The 24,063-nt window shown below is 65.9% G+C and carries 20 protein-coding genes and 1 tRNA gene; 5 read left to right on the top strand and 16 right to left on the bottom strand.

Translation table 11 applies throughout. The annotated features are described in order from the left end of the window. Positions 1-13: 13 nt before the first annotated feature. Positions 14-745, bottom strand: a complete 732-nt coding sequence (locus AC3FJ6_RS01645) for a MotA/TolQ/ExbB proton channel family protein (protein ID WP_400396775.1) — start codon at positions 743-745, stop codon at positions 14-16. Positions 746-795: 50 nt separating this feature from the next. Then, positions 796-1,452, bottom strand: coding sequence for an energy transducer TonB (locus tag AC3FJ6_RS01640; RefSeq protein ID WP_488770453.1), 657 nt, complete (start codon positions 1,450-1,452; stop codon positions 796-798). Between the two features lie 455 nt (positions 1,453-1,907). Here AC3FJ6_RS01640 and AC3FJ6_RS01635 point away from each other — a divergent pair, with 455 nt between their 5' ends. Further along, positions 1,908-4,223 carry an AAA family ATPase gene (locus AC3FJ6_RS01635; RefSeq protein WP_488770452.1) on the top strand — a complete coding sequence of 772 codons (2,316 nt, stop codon included), beginning with the start codon at positions 1,908-1,910 and terminating at the stop codon, positions 4,221-4,223. Here AC3FJ6_RS01635 and murI read toward each other — a convergent pair. The 3 genes from murI to AC3FJ6_RS01620 form a co-directional block, all read right to left on the bottom strand. Beyond that, the gene (gene murI / locus AC3FJ6_RS01630; protein WP_488770451.1) at positions 4,217-5,041 is read right to left on the bottom strand and encodes a glutamate racemase; all 825 of its coding nucleotides are present in this window, start codon (positions 5,039-5,041) and stop codon (positions 4,217-4,219) included. The two genes, AC3FJ6_RS01635 and murI, sit on opposite strands and share 7 nt — an antisense overlap. Positions 5,042-5,114: 73 nt before the next feature. Continuing rightward, on the bottom strand, positions 5,115-6,638 hold the full coding sequence (locus AC3FJ6_RS01625; protein ID WP_153945398.1) for a fumarate hydratase: 1,524 nt from the start codon (positions 6,636-6,638) through the stop codon (positions 5,115-5,117). A 143-nt stretch (positions 6,639-6,781) separates the two neighbouring features. Beyond that, positions 6,782-7,369, bottom strand: coding sequence for a TIGR00645 family protein (locus AC3FJ6_RS01620; RefSeq protein WP_488770450.1), 588 nt, complete (start codon positions 7,367-7,369; stop codon positions 6,782-6,784). Between the two features lie 377 nt (positions 7,370-7,746). On the opposite strand from AC3FJ6_RS01620, the gene acs reads away from it, so the two are divergent. From acs to AC3FJ6_RS01605, 3 genes are all read left to right on the top strand, one after another. Further along, complete coding sequence (gene acs / locus AC3FJ6_RS01615; protein WP_488770449.1) at positions 7,747-9,729, top strand: acetate--CoA ligase; 1,983 nt, start codon at positions 7,747-7,749, stop codon at positions 9,727-9,729. 117 nt (positions 9,730-9,846) lie between these two features. Continuing rightward, positions 9,847-11,898: a VC_2705 family sodium/solute symporter gene (locus tag AC3FJ6_RS01610; protein ID WP_488770448.1), complete on the top strand. Its 2,052-nt coding sequence runs from the start codon at positions 9,847-9,849 to the stop codon at positions 11,896-11,898. Between the two features lie 99 nt (positions 11,899-11,997). After that, positions 11,998-12,088, top strand: a tRNA-Ser gene (locus tag AC3FJ6_RS01605). A 298-nt stretch (positions 12,089-12,386) separates the two neighbouring features. Here the strand turns inward: AC3FJ6_RS01605 and AC3FJ6_RS01600 are convergent. Further along, the gene (locus tag AC3FJ6_RS01600; RefSeq protein ID WP_488770447.1) at positions 12,387-13,397 is read right to left on the bottom strand and encodes a hypothetical protein; all 1,011 of its coding nucleotides are present in this window, start codon (positions 13,395-13,397) and stop codon (positions 12,387-12,389) included. Between the two features lie 100 nt (positions 13,398-13,497). Here AC3FJ6_RS01600 and AC3FJ6_RS01595 point away from each other — a divergent pair, with 100 nt between their 5' ends. Next, the gene (locus AC3FJ6_RS01595; protein WP_153945394.1) at positions 13,498-13,653 is read left to right on the top strand and encodes a hypothetical protein; all 156 of its coding nucleotides are present in this window, start codon (positions 13,498-13,500) and stop codon (positions 13,651-13,653) included. 42 nt (positions 13,654-13,695) lie between these two features. Here AC3FJ6_RS01595 and AC3FJ6_RS01590 read toward each other — a convergent pair whose 3' ends face one another. The 10 genes from AC3FJ6_RS01590 to bcsE all read right to left on the bottom strand — a co-directional run bounded on the left by AC3FJ6_RS01590 (position 13,696) and on the right by bcsE (position 24,050). Continuing rightward, positions 13,696-14,412 carry a GGDEF domain-containing protein gene (locus AC3FJ6_RS01590; protein ID WP_400392267.1) on the bottom strand — a complete coding sequence of 239 codons (717 nt, stop codon included), beginning with the start codon at positions 14,410-14,412 and terminating at the stop codon, positions 13,696-13,698. A gap of 32 nt (positions 14,413-14,444) precedes the next feature. After that, positions 14,445-14,834, bottom strand: a complete 390-nt coding sequence (locus tag AC3FJ6_RS01585) for a DUF1987 domain-containing protein (RefSeq protein ID WP_066735760.1) — start codon at positions 14,832-14,834, stop codon at positions 14,445-14,447. A 25-nt stretch (positions 14,835-14,859) separates the two neighbouring features. Further along, complete coding sequence (locus AC3FJ6_RS01580; protein ID WP_488770446.1) at positions 14,860-15,432, bottom strand: SiaB family protein kinase; 573 nt, start codon at positions 15,430-15,432, stop codon at positions 14,860-14,862. A gap of 30 nt (positions 15,433-15,462) precedes the next feature. After that, on the bottom strand, positions 15,463-16,710 hold the full coding sequence (locus tag AC3FJ6_RS01575; RefSeq protein WP_488770445.1) for a SpoIIE family protein phosphatase: 1,248 nt from the start codon (positions 16,708-16,710) through the stop codon (positions 15,463-15,465). 149 nt (positions 16,711-16,859) lie between these two features. Continuing rightward, positions 16,860-17,108 (bottom strand): BcsR/BcsP family cellulose biosynthesis protein, encoded by a 249-nt coding sequence (gene bcsR, locus AC3FJ6_RS01570; RefSeq protein ID WP_488770444.1) that lies wholly within the window; start codon positions 17,106-17,108, stop codon positions 16,860-16,862. Next, positions 17,105-18,661 (bottom strand): cellulose biosynthesis protein BcsG, encoded by a 1,557-nt coding sequence (gene bcsG, locus AC3FJ6_RS01565; protein WP_488770443.1) that lies wholly within the window; start codon positions 18,659-18,661, stop codon positions 17,105-17,107. The genes bcsR and bcsG overlap by 4 nt, the downstream gene beginning before the upstream one ends. Before the next feature lie 10 nt (positions 18,662-18,671). After that, positions 18,672-21,257: a UDP-forming cellulose synthase catalytic subunit gene (gene bcsA / locus AC3FJ6_RS01560; protein WP_488770442.1), complete on the bottom strand. Its 2,586-nt coding sequence runs from the start codon at positions 21,255-21,257 to the stop codon at positions 18,672-18,674. Next, complete coding sequence (bcsQ, locus tag AC3FJ6_RS01555) at positions 21,254-22,036, bottom strand: cellulose biosynthesis protein BcsQ (protein ID WP_488770441.1); 783 nt, start codon at positions 22,034-22,036, stop codon at positions 21,254-21,256. Before bcsQ ends, bcsA begins: the two co-directional genes overlap by 4 nt. Next, entirely contained in the window at positions 22,033-22,230 is a 198-nt protein-coding gene (locus AC3FJ6_RS01550) for a hypothetical protein (RefSeq protein ID WP_400392254.1), read from the bottom strand. Before AC3FJ6_RS01550 ends, bcsQ begins: the two co-directional genes overlap by 4 nt. A 2-nt stretch (positions 22,231-22,232) precedes the next feature. Then, positions 22,233-24,050, bottom strand: a complete 1,818-nt coding sequence (gene bcsE / locus AC3FJ6_RS01545; protein WP_488770440.1) for a cellulose biosynthesis protein BcsE — start codon at positions 24,048-24,050, stop codon at positions 22,233-22,235. Positions 24,051-24,063: the final 13 nt, after the last annotated feature.

Here is a 24,063-nt window from a genome sequence, read left to right as displayed (position 1 = left end):
CTAGAAATCGCGCTCAGTTCTTGACGGCCAGGCGCATCGACGCATCGTCGGTAGCGCGGTTGGCGGAGGTCGGACGCACACGGGCGCCGGTCACGAAGTAGGCGTGCAGGTCGTGCGCAAAACGGTTCAGCTTGCTGATCACGCCCTTGTTGCCACGGCTCAGGGCGTTGTAGCCCAGCACGGCGGGGATGGCCACGGCCAGGCCGAAGGCCGTCATGATCAGGGCCTCGCCCACGGGGCCGGCGACCTTGTCGATGGTCGGCACGCCCGAGGCGCCGATGCCGATCAGCGCGTGATAAATGCCCCACACGGTGCCGAACAGTCCCACGAACGGTGCCGTGGAGCCCACCGAGGCCAGCACGGCCAGGCCCGACTGCATGCGGGCAACCGCTTCGTCGATCGAGCTCTTGAGCGAGCGGGTCAGCCAGTCGGAGATGTCCAGCGCGTCATGCAGCTGCGGCTGGCTCGCGCGATGGTGCTGGGCGGCTTCCTTCCCGGTAACGGCCAGCGTGCGGAACGGGTTGGCGTCGCTGGCACCCAGGGTGTCGAGCGCGTGGTCGAAGTCGTCCGAGTGCCAGAAGCGCTTTTCCGCGCCCTGCGCCATCTTCTTGAGGCGAACCAGATCCCACGCCTTGGTGAGAATCACGATCCACGACAGCAGCGACATGATCAGCAGAATGATGGCGGTCGCGCGCATGACGAAATCGCCTTGCGACCAGAGGTGGGAGAGTCCGAGGTCCTGCATGGTGGTTCCTGAAAGTGTCAGTGTTTAGGGTATCGGAAAATTCCGGGAAATCAGTTCAGTTCGAATTTGATCGGTTGCTGCGCGGTGGCGGCCATGGCGCGCCCGTTCTCCATGTACGGCTTGCAGCGGATCGCCTTGGCGGCGGTCAGCGCGGCTTCGTCCAGGCGGTCGGACCCGCTGGTCTTCGACACCACGGCCTTCACGACCTTGCCGGTCTCGTCGAAATTCAACCGGATCACGGCCTCGCCGGTCTCGCCCATGCGCTGCGACTGGCGCGGATACACCGGCGCGGGTTGCGAGCACGCCATTTCGCCGATGCCGACCGCACGCGGTGCGGCATTGGTGGCAGCCGGCGGCGGCGCGGGCGGCTCAGGTGCCGGCGGAGCAGGCGGCGCGGGCGGCGCCTCGATGGCGTTCGGCGTCGGCGGCAGATTGGCGACCGGGGTCGGCGTCGGCTGCGGCTTGGGCGGCGTCGGACGCGGTGTTACCACTTTGACCTGTTTTGGCGGCGTAGGTTGTGCCTTGGGAGGTTCGGGAGCGGGCGGCTCGGGCTTCGGCTGCTCCATCGGGATGATGCGGGCGATGATCTCCGGGGCGATGACGGCCTCCGTCATCTTGCGGGCCAGCCCGCTCTGGATCAAATACAGCAGCCCCACATGGAACAGCAGGACCGCAACGGTGATCTTTAAAAATCGTTGATCGAACATGAGAGGAACGACAGGTGTCCGCCTGGCGGCACAATCACTTGCGGTAGAACAGGATCAGCGAGATTCCACATCCGACCAGCAGGCTCAATAGCAATTCCATGATGATAACGCTCCAGAGAAACACAGCTGTCTAGTAACCGGTTACAGGGGGAGCGCCACTCTTGGGTAGCGTATCAGCGAGATAGTATAAACGATAATGATTCTTATTTGTTGCGCATTGTGCAATGCGTGACGTAATTCTGCGGCCGCTTCATGGCGGACGCCGCAGCAATGCCGGGCGGCATGTCGATCTGGCGTTACGTGGGGCAGGTCGCGCGCCCGGCATGCCGCCGATGCCCCACCCGCGGAAATCCGCGCTACGATTATTAGAAATCCCCAGTTAGCGGCAGACACGGCACAGGCCAGGCGTTCCCCGCGGTCCGGACGCCCCGCGCCCCGTGCGAAGGGAACCAGCCATGGATTTCACCCGTTTTGCTGAAGACGACCGCACGATGGACGACCGCAGCACGTTGTTGCGCGCGTCGTCCGGCACGGTGGGCACTTCGGCGCTCGACTGGATGTGCGCCCAGTTTGCGCTGCGCGTGGTCTGCGCGCTTGGGCCGCGTTTCAATCTGCGCAGCAATATCAATGACGTGCTGACCGTCAGCGCGCAGGAAATGGTGTGGCCGTACGGCGTGGTGCTGCGCGTGCAACGCTTCCTGTCCGCGCGTTGCGCCGACATGCCTGCGTGGAAAGGCGCCTCGCGCCTGTCGCCCGAGGAATTCCTGGAACGCCACGGCCAGTGGAACAGTGCTTTCGACGAAAGCGCGCTGTTTTACTATCTGGACGAATACGTCAAGCACCACGCCAAGGACATGTTCGCGGTCTTCGCCGCGTCGTCGGCCGCGATTGCGTCGCGGCTCGATGGCGAGCGCGTGCTGCTGGTGCGCAATATCGACATGCTCAGCCACGTGCTGAACCTGCCCGACCACGAGCGCAAGCTGCTGCTCTACGCGGCGCTGGCCAAGTACAAGCGCGACCTGCGCGCGGTGATGGTCGACTGCAAGGTGGCCCACAGCCAGGAAGCGTTCCAGATCCTTGGTGGCCTGACCGCGGCCAGCCCGGCCGATATCGCGTCGTCGCTGCGGCCGGGGTCACGGCTGGAGACGCTGAACCTGATCGAACAGCCGCTGCCGGAAAACAGCGTGACCGATCTTGGCGATCTGATGCGCCTGTCCGACCGCCTGCTGCACGTGCTGCTGGGCAACTACGCGAGCGAAGCCGAGATGATGGCGGTCTTCACGCGGCCCGCGGCGCCGCCCACGCTGGGCACCACCGACTATCCGCACGTCGAGACCGATGCCCGGTATCTGACCGCCTTGCTCGGCAATGCCACGCGCCAGAATGCCAGCGGCGTCAACGTGCTGATCTATGGCCCGCCTGGCACGGGCAAGACCGAATTCGCACGGCTGGTGGCGCGCGAGGCCGGTTGCGAACTCTACGAGGTGGACTGCTTCGACCGCGATGGCAACAGCCTGTCGGGCAAGGATCGATACCGGTCGTTGCAGGTGTCGCAGGCCTTTCTGAGGGGGCGTCCGCGCACGGCACTGCTGTTCGACGAGGTCGAGGATGTGTTCCCGGGCAGTGCGCGCGAACTGATGAGCCTGTTCGGCCAGGAGGACACGCGCGCGTCCGTCAACGGCAAGGCGTGGGTCAACCAGACGCTGGAGCAGAACCCGGTGCCGGTGATCTGGATTTCCAATTCGATCCGGCAGATCGACCCGGCCTATCTGCGGCGCTTCCAGTTCCATCTCGAATTAAAGATTCCGCCACCCCAGGTACGCGAGAACATTATTCGCAAGCACCTTGGCAACCTGGCGGTCAGCGATGCCTTCGTGGCGACCCTGGCGGCGCGCAAGACGCTGACGCCGGCGCAGGTGCAGTCCGCCGCACGGTTCGTCGAACTGGCGCGGCCCGATGTCGATGAACCCGTCGAGGCGCTGATCCTGCGCCAGCTCGAGCATGCCGACCGCGCGATGGGCCTGCGCCCCGAGGCCGAGGCGCGCCCGGTAGTGACCCACTACCGGCTGGACAACCTGAACCTGGAAACGCGCTACGCCGTGGAGAAGATCGTGCAGGCGCTGGGGGCGCGCCGGCGCGGCACGCTGTGCTTCTACGGGCCGCCCGGTACCGGCAAGACGGCGCTGGCCGAACACATCGCGGCGGCGCTGGACCTGCCGCTGATGATCCGGCGTGCCTCGGACCTGATGAGCAAGTATGTGGGCGAGACCGAGCAGCAGATCGCCGCCATGTTTGCGCGCGCCGAGGAAGACGGCGCGGTGTTGCTGCTCGACGAGGCCGACAGCTTCATGCAGAGCCGCCAGCAGGCGGTGCGCAACTACGAGGTGTCCGAGGTCAACGAGATGTTGCAGGGCATGGAGCGCTTCAACGGTATCTTCGTCTGCACCACGAACCTGTTCGACCGTATCGACGAGGCCGCGCTGCGGCGCTTCTCGTTCAAGATCCGCTTTCTGCCGCTCAAGCCCGCGCAGCGCGAGGCGATGTTTGTCGACGAGGCTCTCGATGGCGATGCCGCGCGCATGACCGACGCCATCCGCCGCGATCTCGACAGCATGGATTGCCTGACGCCTGGCGATTTTGCGACGGTGAAGCGCCAGTCAGTGGTGCTGGGCGAGGCGCTGACGGCCGACGAATTCCTGGCCCAGCTGCGCCAGGAGCACTCCGTGAAGCCCGAGGTGCGGCATCACAAGCCGGTAGGCTTCATTCAGTAGCCCGAGGGGTCGATGGCGGGCGCCGGTTCGATGGCCACGGTCTCGGCGCTGGCTTCCACGTTGAGCAGCGCCCACGCCATTTCGCGCAAGTGCGCGGCGTCCTTGGTCGACAGGTAGCGTATGGCCGGCGTCGCGTCGGGGCAGGCCGCCAGGCCGAACTCGGCCAGCTTGCGGGCCAGCTGGCGCGCGATGGCCGTGCCGGTATCGATCAGCGCCAGGCGATTGCCCACCATCTCGCGAATCGTTTCCGACAGGAAAGGGTAGTGCGTGCAGCCCAGTACCAGGGTGTCGGCGCCGGCGTCCAGCATGGGCCGCAGGTACGTGTCGAGCTTCTCGCGAATCGCCGGGCCCGATACGTCGCCCTGTTCGATCAGCGAGACCAGCCCATGGCCGGCCGCGCACAGGTACTGGCTGTCGTGCGCCAGCGACGTCAGCAGGCGGTTGAACTTGGCGCTCTTGAGCGTATTGGCGGTGGCCAGTACGCCCACCACCTTGCTTTGGCTCAGCGACGCCGCGGGTTTGAGCCCCGGTTCCACGCCGATGATGGGCACGTCCAGGCGCTCGCGCAGCGTCTGCACGGCATGCATGGTCGCCGTGTTGCAGGCGATCACCAGCGCCTTGCAGCCCTGTGCCACCAGCCACTGACAGACCTGCAGCGTGCGGGCTTCGACAAATCGTTCGGGCTTGTCGCCGTACGGCGCGTAGCGCGAATCGGCGAAGTAGATCAGCGACTCGTGCGGCAGCATGGCGCGCACTTCGCGCAGGACGGACAAGCCGCCAAGGCCGGAATCGAAGATGCCGATGGGGGAGGGGTTCACGCCTTTGACTCGGGAATGAAAAAAGCCGGACAGCAATTGTCCGGCTTTGCACTGCAATTGACCAGTCTGGAAATCAGGCCGCTGCGACCGGAATCTTGCCGATCTTGGCCTGCCATTCGGCGGGGCCGGTCTTGTGGACCGACGTGCCCGAGCTGTCCACGGCCACCGTCACCGGCATGTCCTTGACGTCGAACTCGTAGATCGCTTCCATGCCCAGGTCTTCGAAGGCCAGCACCTTCGCGCCGCGGATCGCCTTCGATACCAGGTAGGCGGCACCGCCCACGGCCATCAGGTAGGCCGACTTGTGCTTCTGGATCGATTCGATCGCCACCGGGCCGCGCTCGGCCTTGCCGATCATGGCGATCAGGCCGGTCTGCGACAGCATGGTCTCGGTGAACTTGTCCATGCGGGTGGCCGTCGTCGGGCCGGCCGGGCCAACCACTTCGTCACGCACCGGGTCCACGGGGCCCACGTAGTAGATCACGCGGTTCGTGAAGTCCAGCGGCAGCTTCTCGCCCTTGGCCAGCATGTCGGCGATGCGCTTGTGCGCGGCGTCGCGGCCGGTCAGCATCTTGCCGTTCAGCAGCAGCGTCTGACCCGGCTTCCACGAAGCCACTTCTTCCGGCGTCAGCGTGTTCAGGTCGACGCGCTTCGACGTTTCGGTATTCGGTGCCCACTCCACCTGCGGCCAGGCCGACAGGTCGGGGGCTTCCAGCCTGGCCGGGCCGCTGCCGTCCAGCGTGAAGTGCACGTGGCGGGTGGCCGCGCAGTTCGGGATCATGGCCACCGGCTTCGATGCCGCGTGCGTCGGCGATGCCATGATCTTGACGTCCAGCACAGTGGCCAGGCCACCGAGACCCTGTGCGCCGATGCCCAGCGCGTTGACCTTCTCGTACAGCTCGACGCGCATTTCCTCGATCCAGTCCTTCGGACCGCGGGCGATGATGTCCTGGATGTCGATGGATTCCATCAGCGATTCCTTGGCCATCACCATCGCCTTCTCGGCAGTGCCGCCGATGCCGATGCCGAGCATGCCCGGCGGGCACCAGCCGGCGCCCATCGTCGGCACGGTCTTCAGCACCCAGTCCACGATCGAGTCGGACGGGTTCAGCATGACGAACTTCGACTTGTTTTCCGAGCCACCGCCCTTGGCGGCGACCTGGATATCGACGGTATTGCCCGGCACCACTTCATAGTGGATCACGGCCGGGGTGTTGTCCTTGGTGTTCTTGCGGGCGCCTTCGGGCGGGCTGACGATCGACGCACGCAGCACGTTGTCCGGGTGCGTGTAACCGCGGCGCACGCCTTCGTTGATCATCTCGGTCAGGCCCATGGTGGCGCCATCCCAGCGCACGTCCATCCCCACTTTGACGAAGATCGTCACGATGCCGGTGTCCTGGCACAGCGGGCGCTTGCCTTCGGCGCACATGCGGCTGTTGGTCAGGATCTGGGCAATCGCGTCCTTGGCGGCCGGACTCTGTTCCAGCTCATAGGCGCGGCCCAGGCTGGTGATGTAGTCCATCGGGTGGTAGTAGCTGATGTACTGCAGCGAGTCGGCGACGCTCTGGATGAGGTCTTCTTGCTTGATGACTGTCATTTTGTGGGGGGAGGGCAGCGGTGAAACACAGCCCGGGATGATACACCGTGGCGGCGACGGCTGTCCGGGTTGCATACAGCCGTCGACACCTTTGGTCGGGTATTGCTGCGAGGCGAATGAATCACCTCGGCGGGGAGCGGCGTCTAGTGTGGCTGTTGCGGCGCACCATCCGTGCCGGCGGCGCCATGGCCGGCGGCCGGATGCGGATGCGACACCATGCGGTCCACCCAGGCCATCGCGAGCGCGGATGCCAGGAACGCCACGTGGATGATGACCTGCCACATGATCGTGTGTGTGCTGCGCTGCTCGGCGTCGATAAAGGTCTTCAGCAGGTGGATCGACGAGATGCCGATCAGCGCCATGGACAGCTTGACCTTCAATACGCCGGCGTTGACGTGGTCCAGCCATTCGGGCTCGTCCGGATGATTGTCGATGCCCAGGCGCGACACGAAGGTCTCGTAGCCGCCCACGATCACCATGATCAGCAGGTTCGAGATCATCACCACGTCGATCAGGCCCAGCACCACCAGCATGATCTTGGTTTCGTCATAGGTGGTGACGTGTGCCAGCAGGTGCCAGACCTCGGCCAGGAAGTGGTAGACGTAGACCCCCTGCGCGACGATCAGGCCGAGGTACAGCGGCAGCTGCAGCCAGCGCGAGGCAAAGATGATGCGGGGAATCGGACGAAGCGGACGAAGCGGAGCGGGGTGTAGCGGGGTGTCTTGAGCCATGGCGATGCCGGAAGAAGATGTCAATGTCAGCAGACAATCGAAACGGGGGTCGATTGTACCGTGCAGCCCATGACGCCTGACAGCGCGGCCGGGTAACGATTCGTTAGTGCCTCGGGGCTGGCCACGGCCCCAGGCGCGACGGCAAGACCTGCAAGCCGATCGAAAGGGTAGGCGCGGCGTTCAGGTATTTGGGTCCGGCGCCATATAGCTGTGCTAACTTAGTAGAGCCGACTGCACTTGTGCCCCCAAGTCTCCCGTGCCGTGCCTTGCCAGAGCTGCTGCATCGCAGCATCGCCCACAGCGGAAAGTCAGGTTTAAGTAAGGCGCCGGGCGTACCTTGCACCCAAAGCAGTCAAAGCCAAACCAGGAGACAACCCATGTCCGCCATCGAGTCGGTAATGCAGGAGCATCGCGTTTTCAATCCCCCGGAGTCGTTCGCGAAGAACGCCGCGATTCCGAGCATGGAGGCGTACAACGCCCTGTGCGCCGAGGCGGAGCGCGACTACGAAGGCTTCTGGGCGCGCCACGCCCGCGAACTGCTGCACTGGCACAAGCCGTTCACCAAGGTGCTGGACGAAAGCCATGCGCCGTTCTACAAGTGGTTCGAGGACGGCCAGCTCAATGCATCGTACAACTGCCTCGAGCGCAATATCGAGAAGGGCAATGGCGACAAGACCGCCATCGTCTTCGAAGCGGACGACGGCGCCGTCGCGCGCGTCAGCTACAAGGAACTGCTGGCGAAGGTCAGCCGCTTCGCGAACGGCCTGAAGGCGCTGGGCATCAAGAAGGGTGACCGCGTGGTCATCTACATGCCCATGTCGGTGGAAGGCGTGGTGGCCATGCAGGCCTGCGCGCGCATCGGCGCGACGCATTCGGTGGTGTTCGGCGGTTTCTCGGCCAAGTCGCTGCAGGAACGCCTGGTGGACGTGGGCGCCGTCGCGCTGATCACCGCCGACGAACAGATGCGCGGCGGCAAGGCGCTGCCGCTCAAGGCGATTGCCGACGAGGCGCTGGCGCTGGGCGGCTGCGAAGCGGTCAAGCACGTGGTGGTCTATCGCCGCACCGGCGGCAAGGTGGCCTGGACCGAAGGCCGCGACCGCTATATGGAAGACGTGTCGGCCGGCCAGCCCGATCACTGCGAAGCCGAGCCGGTCAGCGCCGAGCATCCGCTGTTCGTGCTCTATACGTCGGGCTCCACCGGCAAGCCCAAGGGCGTGCAGCACAGCACCGGCGGCTACCTGCTGTGGGCGCTGATGACGATGCGCTGGACCTTCGACGTCAAGCCCGAAGACATGTTCTGGTGTACCGCCGATATCGGCTGGGTCACCGGCCATACCTATATTGCCTACGGCCCGCTGGCCGCGGGCGCCACGCAGGTGGTGTTCGAAGGCGTGCCGACCTTCCCCAACGCCGGGCGTTTCTGGGAGATGATCCAGCGCCACAAGGTCAGCATCTTCTACACGGCGCCCACCGCGATCCGTTCACTGATCAAGGCGGCCGAGGCCGACGAGAAGATCCACCCGAAGCAGTACGACCTGTCGAGCCTGCGCCTGCTCGGCACCGTTGGCGAGCCGATCAATCCCGAGGCGTGGATGTGGTACTACAAGAATATCGGCCAGGAACGCTGCCCGATCGTCGACACGTTCTGGCAGACCGAAACCGGCGGCCACGTGATCACGCCGCTGCCGGGGGCCACGCCGCTGGTGCCGGGTTCGTGCACGCTGCCGCTGCCGGGCATCATGGCGGCCATCGTCGATGAAACGGGCCAGGACGTGCCGAACGGCAGCGGTGGCATCCTGGTGATCAAGCGTCCGTGGCCGTCGATGATCCGCACGATCTGGGGCGATCCGGAACGCTTCAAGAAGAGCTACTTCCCCGAGGAACTGGGCGGCACGCTGTACCTGGCCGGCGACGGCTCGATCCGCGACAAGGACACCGGCTATTTCACGATCATGGGCCGCATCGACGACGTGCTGAACGTGTCGGGGCACCGCATGGGCACGATGGAGATCGAATCGGCGCTGGTGTCGAACCCGATCGTGGCCGAGGCCGCCGTGGTGGGCCGCCCCGACGACACCACGGGCGAGGCCATCTGCGCGTTCGTGGTGCTCAAGCGGTCGCGTCCGACCGGCGACGAAGCCACGAAGATCGCCGCCGAACTGCGCAACTGGGTCGGCAAGGAAATCGGCCCGATCGCCAAGCCCAAGGACATCCGCTTTGGCGACAACCTGCCCAAGACGCGCTCCGGCAAGATCATGCGACGCCTGCTGCGGTCGCTGGCCAAGGGCGAGGAAATCACGCAGGACACCTCGACGCTGGAAAACCCGGCCATCCTGGATCAACTGAAGCAGGCGCAGTAACGCCACGGGTTCATGCACGCTATCCGGCTGCGTGACCCACGTTGTGCCCGCCCCGGCGACGCCCGGGGCGGGCACAATGCTTTTTTCCCACACTGATTCCCACTTATCGTTGCGCTGATGCCAGACACCCAGTCGCGCTTTCGCCGCCGGCTGATGCTGTACTACGGCCTGTTCACGCTCGGCCTGTTCGGCTTCGTCGGCATGATGGGCCTCCTCGAGCATTCGAACGCCGATGCGCTCTGGCTGGGCTACGTGTTCCTGTTCGTCACGATCGCGATCTATGCGTGCATCGGCCTGATCTGCCGCACCTCGGATCTCAACGAATACTATGTGGCGGGCCGGCGCGTGCCGGCCATGTTCAACGGCATGGCCATCGCGGCGGACTGGATGAGCGCCGCCTCGTTCATCGGCCTGGCCGGCATCATTTTCGCGTCAGGCTACGAGGGGCTGGCCTATGTGATGGGCTGGACCGGCGGCTACTGCCTGGTGGCATTCCTGCTGGCGCCGTATCTCCGCAAATATGGCGGATATACGATTCCCGATTTTCTGGCGGCGCGCTATGGCAATGGCAAGCCGGGCGGCAATATCCCCGTGCGGGCGATTGCCGTACTGGCGGCATCGCTATGTTCGTTCGTCTACCTGGTGGCCCAGATCCAGGGCGTGGGGCTGATCGTCACGCGTTTTATCGGCGTGGAATTCGCGGTGGGCGTGTTCTTCGGCCTGGCCGGCATCCTGGTATGTTCGTTTCTGGGCGGCATGCGCGCCGTGACGTGGACGCAGGTGGCCCAGTACATCATGCTGATCGTGGCGTTCCTGCTGGCGGTGTCGCTGATTGCCTGGAAGCACCACCACCAGGTGTTGCCGCAGGTCAGCTATGGCGGCCTGCTCCAGCAGATCGACGCTGCGGAGAAGCGGCTCGATCGCGATCCCGCGGAACAGCAGGTGCGCGAGATCTTCCGCCAGCAGGCCATCGACCTGCAGGATCGCATTGCCCGGCTGCCGATGTCATTCAACGAGGAGCGGCAACTGCTCGATGCGCGCCTGCTGGAGCTGCGCGCCCGCAATGCGCCGCTGCGCGAGATCAAGACGGTGGAGCGCGAACGGCAGGCGTTTCCCGAAGATGCCGCGGCGGCCCTGCAGCAGTGGACGCAGCAGCGGGAAGAAGCCCTGGCGCGCAGCCAGCCTTCCACGCCATCGACCGAGCCGTATCCCGCGGCGTCGGAGCAGGAACGCAAGACGCGCCGGCTCAATTTCGTGCTGCTGGTGTTTTGCCTGATGGTCGGCACGGCCAGCCTGCCCCATATCCTGACGCGGCTCTACACGACGCCATCTGTCAAGGAAAGCCGCAATTCCGTGGCGTGGGCCGTGTTCTGTATCGCGCTGCTCTATGTGTCGGCGCCGACGCTGGCGGCGCTGGTCAAGGTCGAGTTTTTCCAGCACCTGGTGGGCACGCCGTACGCGGAACTGCCACAGTGGGTGGTGCAATGGCGCAAGGTCGATCCGCCGGTATTCGGCATCCGCGACATGAATGGCGACGGCATCGTGCAATGGGCCGAGATACTGATCCAGCCCGACATGATCGTGCTGGCCGCGCCGGAAATCGCCGGCCTGCCCTATGTGATTTCCGGTTTGGTCGCCGCCGGCGCGCTGGCCGCGGCCCTGTCGACGGCGGATGGACTGCTGCTGACCATCGCCAACGCGCTGTCCCACGATGTCTACTACCACATGATCGACCGCCAGGCGACCCATCAGCGCCGCGTGACCACGGCCAAGGTGGTGCTGCTGGGCGTGGCGCTGTTCGCGTCATACGTCACATCGCTACGGCCCGGCAATATCCTGTTCCTGGTCGGCGCGGCTTTCTCGCTCGCGGCATCGAGCTTCTTCCCGGTGCTGGTGCTGGCCATCTTCTGGCGCCGTACCACAGCCGCCGGTGCCGTCGCCGGCATGGCGACCGGCCTTGCCGTGGCGGTCTACTACATCTTCGTGAACTACCCGTTCTTCACCCGCATGACCGGCATTTTCGGCAACCGATGGTTCGGCGTGGACCCGATCGCGTCCGGAGCATTCGGCGTCCCGGCCGGCTTCGCGGCCGCCATACTGGTCAGCCTGATCACACCCAGGAACGCGCCGGTGATCGATCGGCTGGTGAATTATTTGAGGAAGGGGTAGGGGCCATGTCACGCCTGGAGGCGTCCGGCGGGTTTTGGCATCATCCGGCGTATCGCTGCTGGACACCCGCGCCTGCTCTGCTATAATCGCGGACTTCCCGGAGAGATGGATGAGTGGTTTAAGTCGCACGCCTGGAAAGCGTGTATAGGTTAATAGCCTATCGGGGGTTCGAATCCCCCTCTCTCCGCCATGATTTCGATGCCCGCGCCAGCGGGCATCGTCGTTTCCGGAGAGAAGCAAGCCAATAGTTTGGCTTGCGTGGGGGAGTCGAAGGGATTCGCTTGCAAGCGAATCCGCGGCCTGCGGTGTGTAGGCGAATCCCCCTCTCTCCGCCAGAATTCTGATGCCCGCGCCAGCGGGCATCGTCGTTTCCGCTCCTGCGCCGCCGCCGAGTGCCACATCCGGACGGGACGTCCTCGGCAGTATTCGCCCAAAAAAATGCCCGCTGCGCGGGGGCGAGCGGGCCGGGTGAAATGTCATGGGGTCAATCATGACTGAGACCGATTGTCTTTTAATGTATCTCCGGCGTCTTCCCTACGGTGGAGGGGCGTGTGAGTGCTAACGTCCGACGATGCGGCTGGCTTCTGGGTGTTACCGGGTGACAGATTTGTCATGTTCGCGGGGCTGGGCGGCGTTGCGGGTGGCGCTGCAGGCGGCGTCGCGCGCCGGGCAACCGCCGCCGACGCGCCGCGCCCCGACTCGAATGCGCTGATGATGACCGAGTTCATCGCAGACATCGCGCCCGCCACGCCCAGGACTGTCGTGCAGGCCGCGATCCAGATATTCCATCGCAGCAGTTTCGATTCCCTGCGGATTTCCACGACGTCCTCGCGTATCGCCATCGTCTGGGCCGTGAATTGCTCCTTCATGTCGTCGATGCGTTTGTCCATGCTACGCAAATTGACGGCCATCATTTCGCGGAAGTTATTCAGCTCGATGGCGAGCCGCTGCTCCAGGCTACGGGACTGCGCGGCGAAGCGTTCATCCATGCCCTTCAACAGCGCGTCGGTCCGCCGGTTGGATTCTTCAATGCGCCTCTCGGCTTCCCTTCTGTCCCGTTCGCTTTGTTCTTTGCACTGCTTTTCATATTCTTGTTTCCGCTTTTCGCGTTCCTTGCTGAGCCGCTCGTCTTGTTCCTCGCGTTCCTTTCTGAGCCGCTCGTCATATTCCTCGCGTTCCTTCCTGCGCTGCGCGTCCTGTTCTTCGCGTTCCTTCCTGCGCTGCGCGTCCTGTGCTTCGCGCTCCTTCCTGCGCTGCTGCTCTTGTTCTTGGCGTTCCTTCCTGCGCTGCTCATCTCGTTCTTGCCATTCCTTCCTGAGCCGCTCGTCGCGTGCTTCGCACTCCTTTCTGTACCGTTCGTCGCTTTTGGCGAACATGCGATTCATGCGTTCGTCGAGCCGTCGAACGTTGGCATCAAATTCGCCGCGCAGGATCCCACCGTCGCGGACGTTGCGGTGTCTTTTGGAGCGTGAGCGGTGTCTTTGCTGTCTGGGCGTCATGCCTGAGGCCTCCGGTTGAAAAATGTTCAACCTCGACTGTCGGCCATCGTGCGGGTAATCGCTATAAGACAGTTCGCAAAGTGGGGCGAGGACGCCTACCATGCAAGAACGTCCATTCAAGGAGGTTCGCATGTCGAAGGAAAGCCGGGGTTTTGCCATGCCGACGTTGATTGCCTTTGCCGTGGCAGGCATGGCGTTCACCGCATCGCTGGTGCTGGCGTACTACGCCACGCACCCGGAGCGGATCAGGCAATAGAAATCGGGCAGGCGGCGGCGGGCGCCGGGCCGGTGGATCGGCTCAGGCCGTGATGGCGCAGGCCACGCGGTTGCGCCCGCTGCGTTTGGCTTCGTACAGGGCCTCGTCGGCGCGGCCGTAGGCGTGTTCGAATGTGCGGCCCTGGGCTGACCAGCTCACGCCGAAGCTGGCCGTCACCTGGCGGTTCACGGGTGACGGAAACCCGTGGCCGGCGATGGCGCAGCGCATCCGCTCGGCCAGCTCCAGCGCATCGTCCATCGAGACATCGGGCAGCAGCGCGGCAAATTCCTCGCCGCCCACGCGGCCGATCGCGCCTTCGGCACGGACCGTGTCCTTCAGGCAGGCCGTGACGCCGCAGATCACCGTGTCGCCGGCCGGATGGCCGAAATCGTCGTTGAGCCGCTTGAAGTGGTCGATGTCGAGCACGATCAGCGCCAGGCTGCCGCGCGCCAGCGCCGCGGTGGCGCGGTCGATCACGGCGCCGCGGTTCAGGGCGCCGGTCAGCGTATCGTGCGTGGCGCGATACTCCAGTTCCTGGGCCAGTTCCTGCAGCCGGTGGTTCAGCCGGTTCATTTCCAGCTCCTCGCGATCGCTGCGGCGGATCAGGCGGCGCGTCTCGCGCATCAGCCGTTCGTAATAGCTGATCAGCTGGCCCAGCGTATGGCGATAGGCTTCCTCCCCGGCGTCCACGTCGCAGAACACGGCCTTGGCATGGGCCAGGGCGCTGTTCTCCGATTCGAACAGGTCGGGTTCCGACATGGCTGCGGCGGGGGGCATGTCGCGCGGCGCGTTCAACTGCTGGTGGTCACTTCGTCGATGAAGTCGATGGCGGGGAAGTCGTCGTGCAGTTCCTGGCCAAACTCCAGGATGGTGTCGTCGTCTTCGTCGTGGAACCAGTGCAGCGTCACGTGGTTGCCGCGCTCGGCCGCCTCGTTGAGGGCGTCGAACATGCTGAACAGCATCTTGGTGCTCGAGCTGTTGAAGTACGTCAGGGCCACGTTCACGGTCACGTCCGTGTCGTCGCAGTCGGCCAGGTACTTGCGCAGGCGGCTGATCGCCTCGCCGTAGAACACGGCGGCATTCTCGGGGTAGGACTCGCCTTTGAGCGAGAGCGTGTGCCGCGCGAAGTCGAAGCTCACTTCGGGCGAGCTTGGCGTGGCGGCGATGAACAGGTTTTCCATGGCGGTTCGGTGCGATCGGTCGGGGTCAGATGGTGGCGACGAGCTGGAACATCGTCGAGACCGGGTCCGTGTCGATCGGCTGAAAGTTGTACTCCAGGGGTGCGCTCGCGTCGCGCGCCATCGTCAGGATGCCAAGCCCGGCACCCTTGCTGCCTTCGGGGGCATCGGCGCGCAGCGTTTCCTTGTAGGCGCGCTTGATTTCATCCAGGGTCATGGTCCGCACCTTGTCCAGCGTGCCGCGCAGTTGCTCGACGCGGGCGGACGATACCGGATTCGAACACATCAGGCGGTAGTGCTCGTCCACCATGCTGATGCAGACCGAGCCGTGGCGCAGCTGCCCGTCCGGCTGCGACGGCGACGTCAGCGAGTCGGACGAATAGTGGACGATGTTCTGCGCCATCTCCACGAACGACGAGAACAGCTTGCGCCGCGTGGTGCCGTCCACGCCGCTCACGGTAAGCTGCAGTCGCACCGCATCGGACATGGCGGCGATGATGTTCTGCGAAAAATAGCCGACGTAGTAGAAAATCACGTTGCGTTCCCGAGCCATCTGGAAGAACGGCTCATATTCCTTGTCAATCGATTGTGCGGCGGTCATGGGCAAGCGGTAGGGTGCGCAGGTCGGATGTCATTGCGCACGGAAGCAGAAGAATGTCAGGTCGTCGCGGCGGCGTTGTTCGCCTTGCCATGTGCGATGCGCGTCCAGTACGGCGTCGCTGATCCGCGTGGCCGATGCGTCGCGCTGCGCGCAGATCGCCTCGCGCATGCGGCGCTTGCCGAAAGCAATTTCCCTGGGGCCGCCGATCTGGTCGATCAGCCCGTCGGTGGTCACGAAGACTAGCGTGCCCGTCTGCGTCTGCACGGCGCTGTTGTGCCAGACGTAGTCCATGGCGGTGTCCACGTAACCCACGCCCATGCGGGCGCCGTTGATCATGGCCCCCTCGGTGTCGCCGGGCTGCAGCACGAACAGCGCCGACTTCGCGCCCGCAAATGTCAGTTGCCGCGTGGCGTTGTCGAACCAGAAGAATGCGGCGTCCAGGCCATCGTCCGATTCGGATGCGTCCGGCGTCTGCCGTGGTTCCCGACCGGTCTGGGCCAGCATCTGCTTGATGCCGCGGTTCACGGCCATCAGCAGCGCGCCGGGGTCGCGCGGCCCCAGTTGCTCCAGGGCCTGGCTCAGCAGCGACGACGCAATCAGCGTCATGAAGGCGCCCGGCACGCCATGGCCCGTGCAGTCGGCCAGCGCGGCAAACCAGCCATCCTTGAAGGCGGCAAAGTGGTAGAAGTCGCCGCCCACCACGTCGCGCGGCTCCCAGACCAGCGCGGCATCGGCCAGCGTGGCGGCCAGGGTCTCGCGCGACGTGCGCAGCATGGCCCGCTGGATGGTGCTGGCGTAGTCGATGCTGTGCATGATCTGGCGGTTGCGCTCGGCCTGCATGTCGGCCACCACGCGCATCAGCTGCAGGCCGTGGCCCAGGCCCAGGTACTGGCCGGCGCGGGCCACGATGAAGCCGTCGGCCAGCGCCTTTTCGCCGTATTCCACTGTGCGGAACGTCAGGGCGTCGATGCTCATCTCGGCGTCGACGACGAGCGGCTCCTTGTCCATGAACGCGATACAGCTCTTGCGGTTGTAGAGCTCGCGGTGGTACGGCTTGCTCATCTGCGACAGGAAGATCGACCGGTTGATCAGGCCGATGGGCCGGCCTTGCTCGGTGACGGGCAGGCAGGCCAGTTCCCGGTGCAGCGCAAAGACTTCCAGCACGTCCTGGTTCGTATGGTCAGTGGTGACCGAGGGCGTGGACACGGCAAGATCCTCCGCGCACGGCTGCCGGAAGCGCGGTCGCGCAGCAGGAGAATCCACCAGAAATCCGGACATGACGGAGCGAGCGGGGAATTGGAAAATGGCCCCGAGTCTAGGCGGCCATTATGTCGAATCCGTGACGAAAAGCCTTTCAAATCAAGGCTTAAGGCCCTACTCGCGAGGGGTGGCGGCATTAGCGGTTTTAAATGGCGCGCAATGCAGTATCAAGTGCCGTCGTTTCGCGATGCGCAAAGCGAGGGCGCGGCGGCGCGCCGGGGCAGCGATGGCAGCCCCAACACCCGCGCCAGCAGCGGCCAGCGTTGCGCGGCTTCGGCCGTTTCCACCTCGCCTTGCTGGTCGAAGTAGTGGCGGCCGTCAAAGCCGTCCACCTTCTGGGCCAGCGCGTCGATGTCGTTGTAGGCGATGGCCGCCTTGCGCGAGGTGATGGATTTGGTAATCGGACGCGCGCTCATTTCTGCTCCACCCAGACGCCGTCGGGCGTATGCACCACGTAGCCGTCGGTGCGCTTCATCGTGATCGTTCCTTCGTTCTCGCCGACCATCTGGGTTTGCGGCAGGTCGTCGGAATAGTGCGACAGCGCCGGCGCGCCCTGCCGGAACGGGCTGTCCGCCACGAGATTGAACACCAGTTGCGACAGCCCCAGAAAGCTCATCGGCGCGTCGATGGTCACCGGTTGGGGCGTCTCGGTGCCGGGCAGACCCACCAGCTTGACGCCGACCGGCACATGGATGATGTTCGGCGTGGGAATCTCGCGCAGGCCCGAGATCTGGTTCTTGTCGCCGCGCAGCGCCGCGCCATGCTCGGGTACGAACACCACCACGGCCTTGCGGCCCGATTTGGCGATGGTGTCGATGATCCTGTCCACGTCGTCCAGCAGCGCCTTGAGCCGCAGCGGATACGACTCCAGGCTGGTCAGCCGCTTGCCCGGCAGCCGGTTGCCGTCGTGCAGCGTCACGGTGTTGTAGTACAACGCCACCGGCGTCTTGTCCCGCGTCAGGCGCTGCCTGTACCAGTGGTCGAACGTGTCGAAGTCACCCAGTACCGGCGAATCGTCGAACGCGCGCATGGCCACCGGCACGCCGTCGGTCGCTTCCGGCTGCACGCCCGGCATGCCGATCTCCTTGTCGACAAAGCCGCGGAAATTGTCGAAGCGGCCGTCGTGGTTCATCAGCACGTGGGGCGTAAAGCCGGCCTGCGCCAGATCGGCAAAGATGTGGCACTCGGCCGGGGCGGGGTCGTAAAGGTTCTTGTGCGGCGCCTGGCCACACGCGCCGCGCAGCACGCGGATGGCCGCCGGGCCGCTGTAGCTGGCCGCCGAACTGAAGTTCTTGAACAGGTAGTCGAAGCGCGACAGCAGCGGGTGGTTCAGGCTCCTGGCCGCATCCAGGTCGTCCCACGACAGCGAACAGATATGCAGCACGATGACGTCGAACTGCGCGTCGGGGCTGGCGGTCAGCGGCGACACCGTAGCCGTGCGCTGCGCCTCCTGCTCGCGGAATGCGGTCAGGATGGCGTCGTAGTTGTTGGTGGCGTTGATGTCCGCGCGCGGGCTGTTGGCCGCCTGCGCCACGGCTGCGCCCCGGCCCGGCAGCGTCACGCCCAGGCCATACCAGAACGGCATCGCGAACAGGGCGATCAGCACGAACGTGGTGGTGCGCAGCCAGCGGTTGAGCAGCAGGAAGATCACCAGGGCCAGCAGCACGGCCACCACCATCTGGATCGTCACCAGCCGCTGCAGCAGTTCCATCAGATAGGCGGGCGTGAAGGCGCGGATGTTCGCGAACTGCGAGATCACGCGCTCGAACGGCGGCAGCGTCGATTCGCGCCATGCCAGCGCCGCTCCCACCGCGATGGCCAGCACCTGCCGGATCACCCGCAGCGGGCGCGACTCCATCGGCATGACCAGCAGCAATGCGAACAGGAGGTTCAGCAGCCATATCGGCTTCATCTGCCCGGTGTGGAACAGGTAGAGCTTGGCGAGGAAGTAGAGGTTCCAGAGTCCCATGTTGTCTCGATCAGGGCTGGCGCGAACGGCGTCGCGCCATGACCAGGTCCACGGCATCGACCAGGGCGTCGTAGAGCCGCAGCAGGCCCTGGTAGCCCATCTCCATGACTTCCTTGAGGCTGCGCAGCGGCGCGTCCACGCGCTCGTCGTCCAGCCAGTCGACCCACGCATCGGCGCGGCCGAACGTGCACTGGATCAGCTGCGTTTCGCGCGCCATCGTCAGGTCTTCCATCCGGACGCCCAGATGCCGGTTCACGTTGCGCGTGACCACGGCCGGAAAATGATAGGTGCGGGGGCCGCGCGACAGGCACACGCCAACCCGCGCACCTTCCTGCAGCGGCACGTCGATGGGCAGCACCACGCCCAGCCCGCCAATCGAATAGTTCTCGGTCTTGCAGGCCAGCGTGCGGCCATCGGGCAGCAGCAGCGTGGCGGGCACGCGCATCGGTATGCGGTGCGACACACGCACCTGGCGCGCCTCGCGCGCCACGCCAATGGCCGCGCCCAGCATCATCAGGTTGAACAGGGCCCACGCCATGTTCATCAGCACCGTGGCGGGCTCCTCGGTGCCCCAGAACAGCAGCCGGGCAATGCCCGCGCCCAGGCCGATCACGTTCAGCGCCAGCAGGAACAGATACGGCTTGGAGATCGTCCAGTCCAGGTAGTCGTCAGCAATCTGGCCGCCCTTGGCCGTCACGTTGAACTTGCCCGCGCGCGGGTTGATGAAGGCCACCGTGGTGGGCAGCACGATGTACCACGCCAGCACCGACTCGTAGACCTCGGCCCAGAACGAATGCCGGAAGCGTCCCTGCAGGCGGGAGTTGGTGATGTTGGCGATCAGCAGGTACGGCAGCACGTAGGCCATGATCAGCAGTGCCGACGTATTGATCACATGCAGCCCGAAGTACAGGTAGGCGATCGGCATGGTCAGGAAGATCAGCCGGGGGATGCCGTAGAAGAAATGCAGCATCGCGTTGCTGTAGCACAGCCGCTGGAAGAACTTCAGGCCACGGCCCAGCATCGGGTTGTCCAGCCGGAAGATCTGCGCCATGCCGCGCGCCCAGCGGATGCGCTGGCCAATATGGCCCGACAGGCTTTCGGTGGCCAGCCCCGCCGCCTGCACGGTGCGCAGGTAGGCGCTGTTATAGCCGCGCCGGTGCAGCTTCAGCGCCGTGTGCGCGTCTTCGGTCACGGTCTCCACGGCAATGCCGCCGATCTCCAGCAGCGGGCCGCGCTTGATCACCGCGCACGACCCGCAAAAGAACGTGGCGTTCCAGAAATCGTTGCCGTCCTGGATCAGGCCATAGAACAGGCTGCCTTCGTTGGGCACGCGGCGGAACGTGTCGAAGTTGCGCTCGAACGGATCGGGCGAGAAGAAGTGATGGGGCGTCTGCACCAGCGCGCAGTTCGGATCGGACAGGAACTCGCCCATGGTCATCTGCAGGAACGAGCGCGTGGGGATGTGATCGCAGTCGAAGATGGCGATGTAGTCGCCGTCGGTTTTCGGCAGCGCCGCGTTGATGTTGCCGGCCTTGGCGTGGCGGTTGTCGGTGCGCGTCAGGTAACCCACGCCGGCGGCCTCGGCAAAGGCGCGGATCTGCGGCCGGCGGCCATCGTCGAGGATGAAGACGCGCAGCTTGTCCGCCGGCCAGTCCATGCTGCGCGCGGCGTAGACGGTCGGCTGGATCACGCTCAGTGACTCGTTGTAGGTCGGGATGAAGACATCCACGGTCGGCCACTGGTCGGGGTTGGCCGGCAGGGCCTTCGGCTTGCGGTGCAGCGGCCAGGCCGTCTGCAGATAGCCGAGCGCCAGCACGATCCACGTATAGATTTCGGCTGCGTACAGCACGTAGCCGACTGCGGCCTCGATGGCGCTGGCAAACTGCAGCGTCTGGGTGGATCGCCACCAGATGTAGCGGCCCGCCATCAGCGTGGAGATGGCGATCATCGTGATGGTGGCCAGATGCCCCGGTACGCGCCGCACCACGCTCAGCACGAGCCAGACCACGGCGAACAGCAGAACCTGGTCCTCCAGGCGAAGCGGCGTGGTGCTGACGGCAAGCGCGGCGATGGCGGCCAGCACGAGCGACACCGGCAGCACGAACGGAATGCGGCCCACGCGCGCCGACACGGCCTCCGTGACATAGGCCACGCGATTCCAGTCGGGGCGCGGCAGGTGCGTCAGCACCTTGTGCCGCAGCCGCGACGCGGCATGCCACAGCGGTTCCAGCACGCGATCCATCCATCGGCGCAGCCAGCCGGTGCGTTCGGGCGCCACGGGGGCGCGCTGCTTGCGCGGGTCGGCGGCAAGGCGCACGCGCGGCTTTGGGGGACGCACGAACAGGCGCCACACCCAGGTGCCGGCGGATGGGCGTTTGCCGATGCCAAGCCGCGCCACCGAACGCCGGTAGATCAGCGTGGCCCACTCCGCAGGAATGTCGGGCTTGCCGGGACGCGGCGGGCGGAAGAACAGGCGCAGCAGCCAGTCCCCGGCATGGGGCAACGGATGGGTACCAGTGCCCACGCCGAGTTCGCGTGCCAGCCGCTGGCGGGCCGACGCCATCCACTGTCGAAGCCGTGGCAGGCGCGCGGTCATGCGGGGCTCCCGGCCGGCGCGTTCGATTCGATCCACGCCGACAGCCACGATGCCAGCCCATTCAGGTCGTGCGCGGCCTGCGAATGGGGCGTGCTGCGGCTGAAGCACTCGCTGCGCGCCAGGGCTTCGGGCACGCTGCTGTCTTCATGCACGTGGTAGGGCAGCATGGCCTGGCCCAGCGTGGCCTGCAGCATGGCCACGATATCGACATGCAACTGGCGCGCCGGCTGGAGCCGCGTGGCCACGTAGTGCGCGGTCTTGCCGCGCGCCTCCAGGCTGTCCGTCAGGCGACGCAGCGTCAGGCAGGTTTCCGGCTGGGCCGGCACCAGTACCAGCACCAGGTCGGCGGCGTCGATGGCCTGGTTGGCATACGCCGACGGCCACGGCGCGGTGTCGATCAAGATGGCGCTGCCGGGCGGCAAGTCCACCTGTTCGATCCGGCGCGCCAGCCAGTTGGCGGCCAATCGCTCGATTGCGCCCAGCTCCGCGCTGTCGCCCCATGGCACGAACAGTACGCCGTCGTCGCTGCGTTGTCCGCTGGCTGCCCAGGCCGAGGGCGAGGCATCGTGCAGGTGCGCGCCGATGCCGTCGGCCGGGATATCGCGCATGCCGAAGTGGAAACCCAGCACGTTGCGCGGATCGCACTCCACGGCCAGCACCGGATGCTTGCGCCAGGTCAGCAGCGACGCCAGTTCGGCGGTCAGCGTGCTGCGGCCCGCGCCGCCGGTGGTGGAGACGATGGCGATGGTGGCGGCTTCCGTCCGGGTTGGCGTGCTCATCGGCGTCCTCCGCCGGACTGGCGCTTGCCGCGGATGACCAGCGCATCGAGTTGCGGCGGCAGCCGAACGGCCCGGCGCGGACGTGGCGCGCTCCAGCGCGGCAGCCAGCGCAGCAGGTCGAAACGCCAGGTCAGCCAGGCCAGCGGCGCGGCCAGGATCAGTCCCCAGATGAAATAGCCGAGAAAGGTAGCCATGGTCAGTCCTGACGTTTGAGGGGCACCGGATAATGTTCCGGCAGCGCACGGGGGGCGGCGCCCGGGCCGGCACGCCGCGGCGCCATCAAGGGCAGCGTGACCGGTGCGGCTTCCGTCGGAGGGGCGATGGAGAGGCCGGTCGCGCCCGCCGCTGCAGGGTCTGCCGGTGCCGGCTGCCCCGACGCGCCGGGCGAGGCGTCTTCCGCCTGGCCTCGCGGCATCGGTTGCGCCGGCAGCCAGGTGCTGTAGTCGGGCGGAGGCAGTGCCGCAATCTCGGCCTCGAACCGGGCTAGCTCGGCGGCAATCGATTCGTTGTCGCCGCTGCGCAGGTCGCCCTGGAACAGATCGGCCATCGGGCGCTTGAACACGCGCTGGCAGACCGCGTCCACATCGTCCATGCGGCAGGCAAAGAAGAAGGCATAGACGCTGTCGCTGCCGGCCGTGCACAGGTCGCCGGCCCGGCTCATCTGGCAGGCGCGCAGTGCGTCGATATGCGCCACCTCGGGCAGCAGCGGCAACTCCAGCAGCACGTGCGGCAGCCGGATCATGCGGCTGCGCTCGACGGCGTCGCGCACCAGCGCGATAAACGTCGACGCGGTGACGTAGCCGCTGGCCGTGGTGGTCAGCACGGCGGACAGGGCGTTGTGATAGTCGGCCAGGATCGGCCGCGAGAACACCTGGCCTTGCAGCCCGTCGATCATGGCCTGCATGCGTGCGAACGGCGTGCGTTGCGCCACCACGGCGTTGGCGCCCAGGTTCAGCATCAGCAGCTCATAGTGCTGGCGCATGGCTTCGCGGTCCTCGCGGATCACGATCTTGAGAGCGCGTCCGGCGCTGCGGCGCAGCCGGTGCACCTGGCCGGCCAGATTCTCCAGGTCGCGCATGCCGGCGTAGTGCAGGACCACCGTGGCCGCCACCGATTTGCTGGCGGTGGCCACGGCGGCCTCGTTGCTGTCCACCACGCGCCAGTCCTCGGGGATATACCGCTCGCGCAGCACCGCCTCGCGGCTGACGATCACCCGTTGCTCGTCGGGCGCCAGCATGCCGGCTTCCTCGATCGTGTCGCTGTAGGTGTCCGATGCCACCATCAGCCGATGCTCGTTGGGCGCGAAGCGCAGGCGCAGCACCTCGCCGGCCACCACCGCCTGGTTGTCGCGCCAGAAGGCCACTTCCCACGTGTACTGGCCTTGCTGCTGAGACAGCTGCACCGCGCCGGCAAAGCGGCCATGAAAGCCGTGCAGGTCTGGCGCCGGCTGGCCCTCGGCCGCGGCCGGCGGCGCCATCACCAGCAGCAGCGCGCAGCGTTCGTCGGCGCACCATTCGCAAAGCCGCACGCCTTCATGGGCCAGTGCGGCGGCGTCGTGCCAGGTGAAGAACGCTTCCGCGCCTTCCAGCAGGAAGGTCGTGCCGCGCGCGCCGCACTGCTCGACGAGGGCGTCCAGGGCTTCGATCAGCGCGTCGATGCCGGTACGGCCGGCGGCCGGGCGCAGCGCGCACAGGTTGGCCCGCGCGTGGAGCGCGCGGTTCACCTCGATATCCAGCCCATGCTCGCGCAGCGCACCGGCGATGTTGCCGGCGTCGCGGGTGGACAGCACGCAGGCGGGGCCGCGCAGCGCGGCGGCGGCGGTCTGCCAGAACAGCGCATCGCGTGCCGGGGATGGCCGCGCGTAGACCACGTGCGCACGGCCCGGTGCCAGCGTGGCCAGGGCAGGGGCCAGGCCTTCGATGGCCAGCGTTGCCCGGGCGTGCAGCCGCGCGGTCAGCGGCGTGCGCGGCGGCGCGGTGCGCGGTGGGGCGGAGGTGCGTACGGCGTCATTCATTGCGGGTCCCTGG

The sequence above is a fragment of the Cupriavidus sp. 94F1 genome, from assembly GCF_057798875.1.
Note: the sequence above shows the minus strand (reverse complement) of the source record. Positions and strands in the feature narration are given on the sequence as shown.

What these genes read in the sequence shown, in the direction of transcription:
- AC3FJ6_RS01645 (WP_400396775.1), bottom strand. Translation starts at nt 745, where the DNA reads ATGCAGGACCTCGGACTCTCCCACCTCTGGTCGCAAGGCGATTTCGTC.
- AC3FJ6_RS01550 (WP_400392254.1), bottom strand. Translation starts at nt 22,230, where the DNA reads ATGGCTACCTTTCTCGGCTATTTCATCTGGGGACTGATCCTGGCCGCG.
- AC3FJ6_RS01625 (WP_153945398.1), bottom strand. Translation starts at nt 6,638, where the DNA reads ATGACAGTCATCAAGCAAGAAGACCTCATCCAGAGCGTCGCCGACTCG.
- bcsG (WP_488770443.1), bottom strand. Translation starts at nt 18,661, where the DNA reads ATGGGACTCTGGAACCTCTACTTCCTCGCCAAGCTCTACCTGTTCCAC.
- AC3FJ6_RS01585 (WP_066735760.1), bottom strand. Translation starts at nt 14,834, where the DNA reads ATGGAAAACCTGTTCATCGCCGCCACGCCAAGCTCGCCCGAAGTGAGC.
- AC3FJ6_RS01575 (WP_488770445.1), bottom strand. Translation starts at nt 16,710, where the DNA reads ATGTCCGGATTTCTGGTGGATTCTCCTGCTGCGCGACCGCGCTTCCGG.
- acs (WP_488770449.1), top strand. Translation starts at nt 7,747, where the DNA reads ATGTCCGCCATCGAGTCGGTAATGCAGGAGCATCGCGTTTTCAATCCC.
- AC3FJ6_RS01590 (WP_400392267.1), bottom strand. Translation starts at nt 14,412, where the DNA reads ATGTCGGAACCCGACCTGTTCGAATCGGAGAACAGCGCCCTGGCCCAT.
- AC3FJ6_RS01580 (WP_488770446.1), bottom strand. Translation starts at nt 15,432, where the DNA reads ATGACCGCCGCACAATCGATTGACAAGGAATATGAGCCGTTCTTCCAG.
- AC3FJ6_RS01595 (WP_153945394.1), top strand. Translation starts at nt 13,498, where the DNA reads ATGCAAGAACGTCCATTCAAGGAGGTTCGCATGTCGAAGGAAAGCCGG.
- bcsA (WP_488770442.1), bottom strand. Translation starts at nt 21,257, where the DNA reads ATGACCGCGCGCCTGCCACGGCTTCGACAGTGGATGGCGTCGGCCCGC.
- AC3FJ6_RS01600 (WP_488770447.1), bottom strand. Translation starts at nt 13,397, where the DNA reads ATGACGCCCAGACAGCAAAGACACCGCTCACGCTCCAAAAGACACCGC.
- bcsR (WP_488770444.1), bottom strand. Translation starts at nt 17,108, where the DNA reads ATGAGCGCGCGTCCGATTACCAAATCCATCACCTCGCGCAAGGCGGCC.
- AC3FJ6_RS01640 (WP_488770453.1), bottom strand. Translation starts at nt 1,452, where the DNA reads ATGTTCGATCAACGATTTTTAAAGATCACCGTTGCGGTCCTGCTGTTC.
- bcsQ (WP_488770441.1), bottom strand. Translation starts at nt 22,036, where the DNA reads ATGAGCACGCCAACCCGGACGGAAGCCGCCACCATCGCCATCGTCTCC.
- AC3FJ6_RS01620 (WP_488770450.1), bottom strand. Translation starts at nt 7,369, where the DNA reads ATGGCTCAAGACACCCCGCTACACCCCGCTCCGCTTCGTCCGCTTCGT.
- AC3FJ6_RS01635 (WP_488770452.1), top strand. Translation starts at nt 1,908, where the DNA reads ATGGATTTCACCCGTTTTGCTGAAGACGACCGCACGATGGACGACCGC.
- AC3FJ6_RS01610 (WP_488770448.1), top strand. Translation starts at nt 9,847, where the DNA reads ATGCCAGACACCCAGTCGCGCTTTCGCCGCCGGCTGATGCTGTACTAC.
- bcsE (WP_488770440.1), bottom strand. Translation starts at nt 24,050, where the DNA reads ATGAATGACGCCGTACGCACCTCCGCCCCACCGCGCACCGCGCCGCCG.